Source organism: Rhodanobacteraceae bacterium (genome assembly GCA_016713135.1).
Lineage (GTDB): Bacteria > Pseudomonadota > Gammaproteobacteria > Xanthomonadales > SZUA-5 > JADKFD01.
This window is the reverse complement of the sequence record JADJPR010000018.1, coordinates 39,955-51,330: the sequence shown is the minus strand read 5'-3', so window position 1 is coordinate 51,330 and position 11,376 is coordinate 39,955. Positions and strand designations below refer to the sequence as shown.

The 11,376-nt window shown below is 69.4% G+C and carries 6 protein-coding genes and 1 pseudogene; 3 read left to right on the top strand and 4 right to left on the bottom strand.

The annotated features are described in order from the left end of the window. Window positions 1–110: 110 nt before the first annotated feature. From gltA to IPK27_14595, 3 genes are all read right to left on the bottom strand, one after another. Window positions 111–1,628, bottom strand: coding sequence for an NADPH-dependent glutamate synthase (gene gltA, locus IPK27_14605; GenBank protein ID MBK8068803.1), 1,518 nt, complete (start codon window positions 1,626–1,628; stop codon window positions 111–113). Window positions 1,629–1,653: 25 nt separating this feature from the next. Continuing rightward, window positions 1,654–2,547 (bottom strand): sulfide/dihydroorotate dehydrogenase-like FAD/NAD-binding protein, encoded by an 894-nt coding sequence (locus tag IPK27_14600; GenBank protein MBK8068802.1) that lies wholly within the window; start codon window positions 2,545–2,547, stop codon window positions 1,654–1,656. Between the two features lie 172 nt (window positions 2,548–2,719). Next, window positions 2,720–3,190: an Lrp/AsnC family transcriptional regulator gene (locus IPK27_14595; protein MBK8068801.1), complete on the bottom strand. Its 471-nt coding sequence runs from the start codon at window positions 3,188–3,190 to the stop codon at window positions 2,720–2,722. Window positions 3,191–3,288: 98 nt separating this feature from the next. On the opposite strand from IPK27_14595, the pseudogene IPK27_14590 reads away from it, so the two are divergent. Then, window positions 3,289–4,480: pseudogene (locus IPK27_14590) on the top strand (PLP-dependent transferase). 290 nt (window positions 4,481–4,770) lie between these two features. On the opposite strand, the gene IPK27_14585 reads toward IPK27_14590, so the two are convergent. Next, window positions 4,771–6,552: a YadA-like family protein gene (locus IPK27_14585; protein ID MBK8068800.1), complete on the bottom strand. Its 1,782-nt coding sequence runs from the start codon at window positions 6,550–6,552 to the stop codon at window positions 4,771–4,773. A gap of 512 nt (window positions 6,553–7,064) precedes the next feature. On the opposite strand from IPK27_14585, the gene dnaE reads away from it, so the two are divergent. Both dnaE and IPK27_14575 read left to right on the top strand, forming a co-directional pair. Beyond that, window positions 7,065–10,592, top strand: coding sequence for a DNA polymerase III subunit alpha (gene dnaE / locus IPK27_14580; protein MBK8068799.1), 3,528 nt, complete (start codon window positions 7,065–7,067; stop codon window positions 10,590–10,592). Then, window positions 10,589–11,341 carry a uroporphyrinogen-III synthase gene (locus IPK27_14575; GenBank protein MBK8068798.1) on the top strand — a complete coding sequence of 251 codons (753 nt, stop codon included), beginning with the start codon at window positions 10,589–10,591 and terminating at the stop codon, window positions 11,339–11,341. The genes dnaE and IPK27_14575 overlap by 4 nt, the downstream gene beginning before the upstream one ends. Window positions 11,342–11,376 lie beyond the last annotated feature (35 nt).

Here is an 11,376-nt window from a genome sequence, read left to right as displayed (position 1 = left end):
GCGCTTCAAGAGTGAAACCAGGCAGCCCCAATTCGCATCAAAGTCAGGCGATGCGTTAAGTTCGGTCCCCTGCCCCCTGCCCCCTGCCCCGCGTTTCTCGTAGCGCATGTTCACGATCCAACGGCCGCCAGCTGCACCCGCGCGTAATTCCTCTCCCGCCGGTCGATGCCGAACAGACGGCTGGCGGGATCGTCGCTGGCGGGTTGGTAAACCGAGTCGCTGTCGCGCAGGCCGAGCCAGGCCTTAATGCCGCGCGCGGCCTTGCGGCCGGCGCCCATGGCCTGGATCACGGTGGCGGCGCCGGTGACGATGTCGCCGCCGGCGAACACGCCGGCGATCGAGGTCTGCAAGTTCTCGTCAGTGGCGATGTAGCCGCGCTTGTCGAGTTTCAGGCCCGAGGTCTGGCCGAGGATCGGGTTGGCGTTGGTGCCGATCGCGAACACCACCATGTCGGTTTCGAGCTCGAATTCGCTGCCCGGCAGCGGTTCCGGGCGGCGGCGGCCGGAGGCATCCGGCTCGCCGAGTTGCATGCGGATGCAGCGCATCGCACGCACGTTGTTGGCGTCGTCGCCGATCAGTTCCAGCGGCGCGGTCAGCCACTGGAAGTCGATGCCTTCCTGCTGCGCGTGGTGGATCTCCTCGGCGCGCGCCGGGGCCTCGGCGGCGCTGCGGCGGTAGACGCAGTGCACCTTCTCGGCGCCGACACGCAGCGCCACGCGCATCGCGTCCATCGCCGTGTTGCCGGCGCCGATCACGGCGACGCGCTTGCCCGGTTGCAGCGGCGTGTCGTAGTTCGGGAAGTCGCGCCCGCGCATCAGATTGCAGCGAGTCAGCCATTCGTTGGCCGAGAGCACGCCGCCGAGCGACTCGCCGGGGATGCCCATGAAGCTCGGGTAGCCGGCGCCGGTGCCGACGAACACCGCGTGGAAGCCCATCTCGGTCAGCATCTGCTCGATGGTGAACAGGCGTCCGACCAGCGTGTTGCACTCGAACTTGATGCCCAGCCGGGTCAGCTTCTCGATCTCGACGTCGACCACGCTGTTGGGCAGGCGGAAGTCCGGGATGCCGTACTTGAGCACGCCGCCGGGCTCGTGGAAGGCCTCGAACACGGTGACGTCGCAGCCGGCCTTCGCCATGTCGGCCGCGCAGGCCATGCCGGCCGGGCCGGAGCCGACGATGCCGACCTTGAAGCGGGTGTGTTCGATGTAGGGGATGTTGGCCCAACCTTGGGCGATCGCCATGTCGCCGATGAAGCGTTCCAGGCGGCCGATCGCCACCGGCTCCAGCGATTCGCCGACCGTGCACACGCCCTCGCACTGGTTCTCCTGCGGGCACACGCGGCCGCACACCGAGGGCAGCAGGTTGGTGTCGGTGATGGTGTCGTAGGCGCCATGAAAGTTGTTGGCGGCGATCTTCAAGATGAAGCCGGGGATGTCGATGCCGACCGGGCAGCCGCGCACGCACGGCTGGTCGGCGCAATCGAGGCAGCGCTGTGCTTCGGTGAGCGCATCCTCAAGCCGGTAGCCGCAGGCGACCTCGTCGAAATTGTGCACGCGCACTTCCGGTGCCTGTTCGGGCATCGGCGTGCGCGCCTGCGGGATGCTGCGGATGGTCTTCTTCTTGGCCATGGCCTCGGCTCCGGCAGGCTGCGGATCAGTGCTCGTGGGTGTGCGGCGCGGCGGGACCTGCCACGGGCGCGGCGTTGCGGATGCGGCAGCTGTCGTTGAACACCTCCAGCGCGGCCTTCTCGGTCGGCTTGTAGCGCCCGAGGCGTTTCATCAGGTCGTCGAAATCGACCTGGTGACCGTCGAAATCGGGCCCGTCCACGCAGGCAAACTTGATGGTCTCGCCGATCTTGACGCGACAGCCGCCGCACATGCCGGTGCCGTCGACCATCACCGGATTGAGACTGACCATGGTCTTGATGCCGTGCGCGCGGGTCGCGTCGGAACAGCCCTTCATCATGATCGGCGGCCCGATCGCGACCACCTCGTCGATGTCCGGATGCTTCTCGATTGCCTGGCGGATGCCCTCGGTCACCAGGCCCTTGATGCCGGCTGAACCGTCATCGGTACAGACGATCAGTTCATCGCAAACCTGCTGGAACTTGTCCTCCCAGAACATCAGTCCCTGGTTGCGGAAGCCGAGCACGCCGATGACGTAGGCACCCGCCTGCTTGTAGGCGCGCGCCTGCGGAAACACCGGCGCGACACCCAGGCCGCCGCCGACACAGATGACTTTTTTCGCCTTGCCCAGATGACTTGGAATGCCCATCGGCCCGACCATCGCGAAAAGGTGGGAGCCGACGCGGCAGTTCTGCTGCATCTCGCGGGTGGTCTTGCCGACCGCCTGGATCACCAGCGTGATGGTGCCGCGCTCGCGGTCGAAATCCGCGATGGTCAGCGGAATGCGCTCGCCATGCTCGTGTTCCATGACGATCACGAACTGCCCCGGCTTCGCTGCCTTCGCCATCAGCGGATGGCGGACCTCCAGCAGGTAAGTGACTTCGGAGAAATCCTGGCGGGTGACGATTTCGAAGTCGGACATGGGAGCCTCTGCATCCGCGGAGTGGCGCCATCAGGCCGTTCCAGCGTACCCCGATGCGTGCAGTGCATCTTGCGGTGGATCAAGTGGAGCGAGGGCAAGAGGGCGGGACGGTGCGGCGAATCACAAGCTCGCATCCAACCGCCTTGCCGTGCCCTCGTGCCCTCGTCGCGCCCTACTCCGGCCGCACGTAGACCGGCACCTCGGGATTGCGCCGATACTCGAAGATCAGGTGGGTTTCGATGTGCGCGACTTCCTCGCGCTGGGTGAACGCGGCCAGCAAGAAGCCACGCAGGTGGTGGCTGTCGCGAACCGCCACGTGGACCAGGAAATCGTCGGCACCGGCCACGTGGTAGAAGGCCAGCACCTCGGGCAGGCCGAGCAGGTGCGCGTGGAAAGCATCCACCATCTCGCGCGAATGCCGCGCCAGGCGCACGGCTACCATCGCCTGCAGCGCGATGCCCAGCGCATCCGGATCAAACTCCGCGTGATAGCCGCGGATCACGCCGGTTTCGCGCAGCCGGCGCACCCTTTCCAGGGCCGTGGAAGGCGCCACGCCGACCGCCTCGGCGAGGTCCTTGTTGCTCATCCGCGCATGCTTGCGCAGGAGCTTGATCAATTCGACATCCGTTCGGTCAAGCTCGATCTTCACGGACGATCCCCGAAGATTGTTCGGCCCTTGTGCGCGCCATACCCGCAGAGCATACGCTTCCTTCCGAATCAGCGAATCCGGGAGGGATCGTCATGGAACATCGAATGGCTACCCAGGCAGTCCACGCCGGGCGCGAGGACCTGGTCCGGATGGGCGTGCATGTCGCGCCCATCGACCTGTCGAGCACTTATCCCACACCGGACCCGGCGCTCGCCGGCGCCAGTCTCGACGCCCCTCGTCGCGGGCGCGGCCGAAGCGCCGAACCCCGTGTACTCCAGGCTGCACAATCCCACCGTTGCGCGCTTCGAACGCGCATTGGCCACGCTGGAAGGCGCCGAGCAGTCAGTGGCTTTCAGCTCGGGCATGGCCGCATTGACCGCGGTGCTGCTGGCACGCGCGACGCACGGGCGGCATGTGGTCGCGCTGCGTCCCTTGTACGGCGGCAGCGATCACCTGCTGGCCACCGGCCTGCTCGGCACCGAGGTCAGCTTCGTCGAGCCCGACGGGATCGCCGCGGCGATCCGCCCGGACACCGCGCTGGTGGTAGTGGAGACGCCGGCCAACCCGACACTCAAGCTGGTCGACATCGCCGACTTGGTGCGCCAGGCCGGCAAGGTGCCGGTGCTGGTCGACTCCACCTTCGCGACACCGGTGCTGCAGCGTCCGCTGGAACACGGCGCTGCGATGGTGCTGCACAGCGCAACCAAGTTCCTCGGCGGCCATGGCGATGTGATCGCCGGCGTGGTCGCGTGCAATGCGGAGTTTGCCGCGGCACTGCGCCAGGTGCGCATCCTGACCGGTGCGCTGCTGCACCCGCTGGCGGCCTTCCTGCTGCTGCGCGGGCTGGCGACGCTGCGGCTGCGGGTGCTCGCGGCGGAGGACAACGCGACCTTGCTGGCGACCCGGCTGGCGCGCCACCCGGCGGTCGCCGCGGTGCATTACCCGGCGCGCCACCAGGGTGCGCAGGCGGCGATCGCGCGGCGCCAGATGGACGGCCCGGGCTGCGTGCTGGCCTTTGAAGTGCGCCCCGAGGTGGACCCGGACGCGCTGCTGCAGAGGCTGCAGTTGATCACCCCGGCGGTGAGCCTGGGGTCGGTGGACACCCTGATCCAGCGTCCGGCGGCGCTGACCCACCGCGTGGTCGATCCCGCCGCCCGCCAGGCCAGCGGCATCAGCGAGGGACTGCTGCGACTGTCGGCGGGCATCGAGGACGGCGAGGACCTGTGGGCGGACCTGGCGCAGGCGCTGGATGCGGCCACCCAGCCGGTCGCGAAGGCGGCCTGAGGTTGCAAGGGCCGCTGGTCGAGTCCTGGCGCAGGAAGGACAGGTCGGCGTCGAGGCCGAACTCGCCTTCGCCCGCGGGCAGCGCCAGGCGGTACAGCGCATGTCCGCGGCGCCAGCCGCTGCGATGGTTCGACAGCTCGACGTCCTCGCCGTCGACCAGCAACGAGTGCCGCCCGCCGCCCACCTCGCCGGGCGGCACCGCGCCATGAAAAAGCCCGCGCACCTTGCGATGCGCGGGCTCTCGCTGGAGTCCGCGTCGCGGGACTCAGTGCTGCTCTTGCGGCTATCGTTTACCAGCCGAAGCCGAAGCCCAGGCCAGCGCTGCTCTCATCGTCGGTGAACGAGCCACCGAGGGTGAAGGTCGCGCGCTCGCTGAGCTGGCGCTGGTAGCCGATCGCGAAGGCCGATTCGCCGCCGGAGAAGCCGACGCCGGCCGCCAGGCGATTCTCCTTCTGGATGCCGGCGGCGCTCGCCAGCATGGTGCTCATCGCGGCGTTCATCGCGCCGAGCTTGTCGATGCGCTCATCCTGCTCGAAGAAGCGGCGGTCCACATAGGTGCGCAAGTCGGTCAGGCCATCGGTGAACTGGCCGAAGTTGACCGCATCGGTGCGCGCCGTGCCGGCGGCGACGTTGGTGATCTGGCGTTCGGCGCCGGCCGAACCCACAGACACCGTGTTCGCGCGATCCGCAACCGAGCCATTGCCGAGCGCGACGCTGCCGGATGCCGAGGCATTGGCGCCGTTGCCGAGCGCGACCGTGTTGGCGCCCGAAGCGGTCGCCGCGCGGCCAACCGCCGTGCTGTTTGCGCCGCTGGCGACTGCCGAGTTACCGAAGGCATTCGACAACTCGCCGGTAGCGCGCGCCTGCCAGCCGCTGGCGGTGGCGCCGCGGCCCGAAGCGACGGACTGGGTTCCGACCGCAGTCGAGTGGAAGCCGGTCGCCTGCGCGCCCTGGCCGGCGGCCAGCGCATCCTCGTCGCTGGCCACGGCGCCCTGGCCGAGCGCAGAACTGTTCACGCTGCTTGCCGTCGCACCCTGGCCAAGGGCGGTCGAGTTGGCGCCGCTGGCGGTCGCAGCGCGGCCGTTCGCGGTGCTGTTGGCGCCGCTCGCGACCGCGTTGTTGCCGGTCGCGGTGGCGAGATCGCCAGTGGCGGCGGCCTGCCAGCCAGTGGCAGTGGCGCCACGACCCGAGGCATTCGAGAGCGCACCGGTGGCGGTGGCGTGGAATCCGGCCGCCTGAGCGCCCTGGCCGGTCGCGGTGGCGTCTTCGCCCGAGGCAACGGCACCCTGGCCGGTCGCGGTGGCGTTGATACCGGTGGCCGACGCACCCTGGCCGGTCGCCGTGGAGTTGGCGCCGCTCGCAGTGGCCGCACGGCCGGTTGCCGTGCTGTTGGCGCCGCTGGCGACCGCGCTGTTACCGGTGGCGGTCGACAGATCGCCGGTGGCTTGTGACTGCCAGCCGGTGGCGGTGGCGCCGCGGCCGCTGGCGACAGCCAGTGCGCCGAGGGCGCTGGAATGGAAGCCTGAAGCAACCGAGCCCTGGCCGACGGCGGTGGCATCCTCACCGGTGGCGCGCGAGCCCTGGCCGACTGCAGTGGTGTTCACATTGGTCGCCTGCGCATCCTGGCCGACCGCCGTGCTGTTGCTGCCGGTGGCCTGCGCCGCGCGCCCGTTGGCGGTGCTGTTTGCGCCGCTGGCGACAGCATTGTTGCCGGTGGCAGTCGACAGGTCACCGGAGGCGCGTGACTGCCAGCCGGTTGCCGTGGCACCACGGCCACTGGCGACGGCGAGCGCGCCGATCGCGCTGGAATGAAAGCCGGAGGCCACACTGTCCGTGCCGACCGCGACGGTTTCTTCATCGCTGGCATTGGCGCGGGTGCCGAACGCCGAGGAGCGCACGCCGGTGGCGCGGGCGCCGGTTCCGCAAGCAAACGCTTCAACTCCGGGCGCACTGACGCCAGTCACGGAACCGGGTGAATCGTCGCAGTCCTGGCCGGCATGGGCGTAGTTCGCGGCCAAGCCGAGAAGCAGGGCGGCAACCAGCGGCGCACGGCGGAGCATGGGGGTGTTCATTGCTGAATTCCTTTTGTCTGGCGTTGGGAATGGAACGGTTACAGCAAACGCAGAAACGGCGAAAAAGGCAGTGAGCGGACATCCTCCGGTGGCAGCCGGTCATTTCATCCCCGGGGATGACACGCCCGCCCGTGTGAATGATCTGTCGATATTGAAACGATTCGGAACATGGGCGCCGCACCCGCCACCTTACGACGAAACGTGACAAAAGGGGACACTTGATGGGCGATGCGGCTGCGAAGTCCAGGGCGGGAAAAGCGGGGCAAGGGTCAGGCGACAGGGGACGAGGGCCTGCGCAAGGTTGGATCTAGCCGCAATTCGCGGTCCCTGCTCCGTTTCAGGGCCCAGCGCACACTCCGGCCGAGCCGAAGTTCCCGGCCCCTGCCCCTTGACCCCTGCCCCGCCTTTGCCGCCTGCAGGGTCGCCAGCCTCGACGCCCGGTCCAGCCCAAGGATCACGCCCGCCGCCCCCTATACTGACCAGCCCGCCCGCCTTCCTCCCTGACCCGGCAGATGACCGCCCGTTTCGTCCATCTGCGACTGCACAGCGAGTACTCGCTGACCGACTCGACGGTGCGCATCGACGAGCTGGTCAAGGCCTGCGCCAAGCGCGGGATGCCGGCGCTGGCGCTGACCGATGACGGCAACGTCTTCGCCCTGCTCAAGTTCTTCAAGGAATGCGAGGGCAAGGGGATCCAGCCGATCGCAGGCGCCGATGTCTGGGTGCAGGAGAGCGAGGAACCGGCGCGGCTGACGCTGCTGTGCCAGGACCGCGACGGCTACCGCAATTTGTGCATCCTGCTCAGCCGCGCCTACAGCGAGGGCCGCCAACTGGACCGCCCGGTGCTGCAGCGCGACTGGCTGGCCGGTCATACCCAGGGTCTGGTGGCGCTGTCGGGCGGCATGGACGGCGAGATCGGTCGCCTGCTGCTGGCCGGCCGGGAAGACACCGCGGCGCTGCAGTTGCGCCGCTGGATGCGGCTGTTTCCGGATGCCTATTACCTGGAGCTATCGCGCTGCGGGCGGCCGCAGGAAGACGTGCTCACGCTGGCGACGGCGCAACTGGCCGCCAACGCCGGCTGTCCGGCGGTGGCCACCAATGACGTGCGCTTCATCGACCGCGAGGACTTCGACGCGCACGAGGCGCGCGTGGCAATCGCCCAAGGCTACACCCTGGGCGACAGCCGCCGGCCGCGCAACTACAGCCCGGAGCAGTACCTCAAGTCGCCCGCCGAGATGGCAATCCTGTTCGCCGACCTGCCCGAGGCCCTGGAAAACAGCGTAGACCTCGCGCGGCGGCTGAACCTGACGCTGAAGACCGGCACCTACTACCTGCCCGAAGTGCCGACGCGCGAGGGCGAGACCGCCGCCGAGCGCCTGGCGCGCGAGGCGCGCGAGGGGCTGGAGGTGCGCCTGGCACGCCTGGAGGGCGCCGGGGCGCTGGCCAAGCCGCGCCAGACCTACATCGACCGGGTGGAACTCGAATCCGCGGTGATCGCGAAGATGGGCTTCCCCGGCTACTTCCTGATCGTTGCCGACTTCATCGGCTGGGCCAAGCGCAACGGCATCCCGGTAGGCCCGGGGCGCGGCTCCGGCGCCGGCTCGCTGGTCGCCTATGCGCTCGGCATCACCGACCTCGACCCGCTGCGCTACGACTTGCTGTTCGAGCGCTTCCTCAACCCCGAACGCGTGTCGATGCCGGACTTCGACATCGATTTCTGCATGGAGCGCCGCGACGCGGTGATCCGCTATGTGCGCGAGCGCTACGGCGCCGACAAGGTGGCGCAGATCATCACCTACGGCACAATGGCGGCGAAGGCCTGCGTGCGCGACTGCGGGCGCGTGCTCGGGCTGCCGTTCCCGGCGGTCGACGGCATCGCCAAGCTGATCCCGGCGCGCCCGCTCGACCTGACGCTGGAGGACGCACTCGGGCTGTCGGAGAAGTCGAAGAAGGAGCCGGACCGCATCTCCAGCGAGCTGAAGGCGCGCTACGAGAACGAGGACGACGAGGCGCGCCCGGTGCTGGAGCTGGCGCTGTCGCTGGAAGGCCTGGCGCGCAATGCGGGCAAACACGCCGGCGGCGTGGTCATCGCGCCGACCGCGCTGACCGATTTCACCGCGCTCTACGTCGAAGCCAAGGCGAACGTCGAGACCGATTTGCCGGTCACCCAGTTCGACAAGGACGATGTCGAGGCTATCGGCCTGGTCAAGTTCGACTTCCTCGGCCTGCGCACGCTGACCATCATCCAGTGGTGCGTGCAGGCGATCAACGAGCGCCGCGCCGCCGCGGGCGAGGCGCCGCTGGACATCGACCTCTTGCCGCTGGACGACGCCCCGAGCTACCAGATGTTCGCGCGCGGCGACACCGTGGCGGTGTTCCAGTTCGAATCGGCCGGCATGCAGCGGCTGCTCAAGGACGCCAAGCCCGACCGCTTCGAGGACCTGATCGCGCTGGTCTCGCTGTACCGCCCGGGGCCGATGGAGCTGATCCCGAGCTTCTGCGCGCGCAAGCACGGGCGCGAGGAAATCGCCTACCCCGATCCGCGCGTCGAACCGATCCTGAAAGAGACCTACGGCATCATGGTCTACCAGGAGCAGGTGATGCAGGTGGCGCAGATCGTCGGCGGCTACTCGCTCGGCGGCGCCGACCTGCTGCGCCGCGCGATGGGCAAGAAGAAGCTCGAGGAGATGGTCCAGCACCGTGCCATCTTCCGCGAGGGTGCAGCCAAAAACGGCATCGGCCAGGCCAAGGCCGACGAGATTTTCGACCTGATGGAGAAGTTCGCCGGCTACGGCTTCAACAAGTCGCACGCCGCCGCGTATGCGCTGGTCGCCTACCAGACCGCCTGGCTGAAGGCGCACTACCCGGCCGAGTTCCTGGCCGCCACGCTGTCCTCGGACATGGACAAGACCGAGGCGGTGGTCGAGTTCCTGGCCGACTCCCGGGCGCGCGGCGTGGCGGTGCTGCCGCCCTGCGTCAACCACTCGGTCTACCACTTCCGTGCGACCGATCCGCGCACCATCCGCTATGGCCTCGGCGCAATCAAGGGCGTCGGCTTTCCCGCCACCGAGGCCATCGCGAAGGAACGCGGACGTGGCGGTGCCTATCGCGACCTCTACGATTTCTGCCAGCGCGTCGACCTGTCCAAGCTCAACAAGCGCGTGCTGGAAGCGCTGATCTTTGCGGGCGCGCTGGATGCGCTGGGGCCCAACCGCGCCAGCTTGCTGGCCGCGCTGCCGGATGCGCTGAAGGCCGCCGACCAACGCAGCCGCGATGGCGCCGCGGGGCAGGTCGATCTGTTCGGCGTGTCGAGCGCCGCGGCCGCGCCCCCGCCGCCGATGCCGCGGCTGCCGGAGCAGCCGCTGATCGACAAGCTGAAGGCGGAATACGCCACGCTCGGCTGGTACGTGTCGGGCCATCCGGTGGATGCCCTCGCGCCCTGGCTGCGCGAAATCGTCAGCTGCTCGCTCGGGGAGGCCGCCGCGCGCGTGCCGCGCGAGCGTAAGGGCCGTCGGGACGAGTTGAACCTCACCTTGGCCGGGATGGTCGGCCCGGTGCGCAAGCGCGGCGACAACATCGCCTTCGCCCAGTTGCAGGACGGCAGCGGGAAGCTCGAGACGGCCTTCTTCACCGAGGCCTATGCCGAATTCGGCGGGCTGATCCAGGCCGGCGAGATCATCGTCGTCGAAGGCAGCGCCAGTTGGGACGACTTCAACGGCGGGCCGCAGTTGCGCGTGCGTCGCGCCTGGCCGCTGATCGCCGCCTGCCAGCACCATGCGCGGGCGCTTTCGATCAGCGTGCGCGACCCGGCCGCCGACTTCGCCGCCGACCTCAAGCAGGCGTTGGCACCCTGGCGCGGCGGTGGCACCCCGCTGCGGCTGCGCTACCGGCGCGGGCCGGCCAGCATCGACCTGGAATTCCCCGAATCTTGGCGGCTGCGCGCGGACCCGGCGCTGCCCGACCTGTTGCTGCGCATCCCGGGCGTGCTGTCGGCCGAATGGGTGTTCAACCGGCGCATTGCGGAAAGCGAGGCGGCGTGAGTGCGCCCCTCGTGCTGCTGACCCGGCCGCGGCGCGAGTCGCGCCAGGCCGCGCGGGTGCTGGCCGCGCAAGGAATCGACGCGGTCCGCATGCCGCTGCAGTCCACCCGGCGCGCGCCGGCGTCGGCCGCGCTGGCGGCGGACCTTGCCTGGGCCGCCAGCGCATCGATCCAGATCTTCGTCAGCCGCGCGGCAGTGGCCGCGGCGGCGGCGCTGGCGCCGGCGCAGTTGGCGGCGGCCAGGACGCACATCGCGGTCGGTGCGGCGACCGGCGCCGCGCTGGAGCGCCTCGGCCTCGATGTGGTGCGCGCGCCGGGCGATGCCGAAGACAGCGACGGCATCCTCAGGTTAGCCGAACTGCAATCGGTGGCCGGACAGCGCATCGCCATCTGGGCGGCGCCTGGCGGGCGCGATCGCATCGCCAGCGAACTCAACCGCCGCGGTGCTGCAGTGCGCACCCTGATGGTGTACCGGCGAATTCCGCTGCGGCCGCGGCCTGCGGCCCTGCGCCGACTGGCAAGGGGGGCTGTGGTGCTGAGCGCCAGCAGCGGCCTGTTGCTCCAGGCGCTGGACGCGGTACTGGTGCGTGCCGGTCTGACACCGCTGCGCGCACGGCCGCTCGTCGTCGCCAGCCCGCGCATTGCCGCGATGGCCGCCGACCTCGGCTACACCGATGTGCGCGTCGCCCGCGGCGCCTCGGCCCAGGCGCTGGCCGGTGCCCTCGCCCGCGACGACGGACCACTCGCGTAGCCCGGGCGTACGCGCGCAGCGCGTTCCCCGGGTGC